The following is an 837-nucleotide window of genomic DNA, read 5'->3' on the forward strand; positions in this document are numbered from 1 at the left end:
CGCCCTGGGCGGCGCCCCCGTTGGCGCCATCGCCGCGCCGCGGGAGGGCCGGCGCAAGCGGCTGCTCGTCGCCGACATGGACAGCACCATCGTCACGACGGAGACGCTGGACGAGATCGCCGCCTTCGCGGGGCTGAAGGAGAAGATCGCCGAGATCACCCGCCGCTCGATGAACGGCGAGCTCGACTTCCGCGCCGCGCTGATCGAGCGCGTCGGCATGCTGGAAGGTCTCGCCGCCGACGCGCTGGACGCGGTGTGGCGCGACACGCGGATGATGCCGGGTGCCGCGGAGCTGGTCGGCACGATGCGCGCGCATGGCGCCGTCACCTGCCTTGCCTCGGGCGGCTTCACCTTCTTCACCGGGCGCGTCGCGGAGCGGCTCGGCTTCCACCACCACGTCTCCAACACGCTGGAGATCGCGGCCGGCAAGCTGACGGGCCGCGTCGCGGAGCCGATCTTCGACCGCAACGCCAAGCTCGCGACGCTGACGCGCCTCGCCACCGAGAACGGGCTGGCGATGGAGGCGACGCTGGCCGTGGGGGATGGCGCCAACGACCTCGACATGATCCGCGCGGCGGGGCTCGGCGTGGCCTTCCGCGCCAAGCCCGTGGTCGCCGCGGCCGCGGCGGCACGCGTGGACCACACCGACCTGACCGCGCTGCTCTTCGCCCAGGGCTACCGGCGCAGCGAGTTCCGCCTGGGATGAGCACCGCGGGAGGGGCCTTGCCCCTCCCGGACCTTCCCCACCAAGGGCCAGCCGGCCCTTGGAACCCATGAGTTTATGGCCGGCAGGGAGGGGCCTCGGGCCCTCCCTGCCGGCCATGAAGAACGAGGTCC

At 73.0% G+C, this 837-nt stretch carries 1 protein-coding gene; it reads left to right on the forward strand.

What is annotated here, in order from left to right:
• Nucleotides 1-706 (forward strand): phosphoserine phosphatase SerB (gene serB, locus L2I40_RS23870; RefSeq protein ID WP_237217829.1); only part of this gene is annotated, 706 nt, incomplete at its 5' end.
• Between the last annotated feature and the right edge of the window lie 131 nt (nt 707-837).

The organism is Falsiroseomonas oryziterrae (assembly GCF_021864505.1).
Taxonomy (GTDB): Bacteria; Pseudomonadota; Alphaproteobacteria; order Acetobacterales; family Acetobacteraceae; genus Falsiroseomonas; species Falsiroseomonas oryziterrae.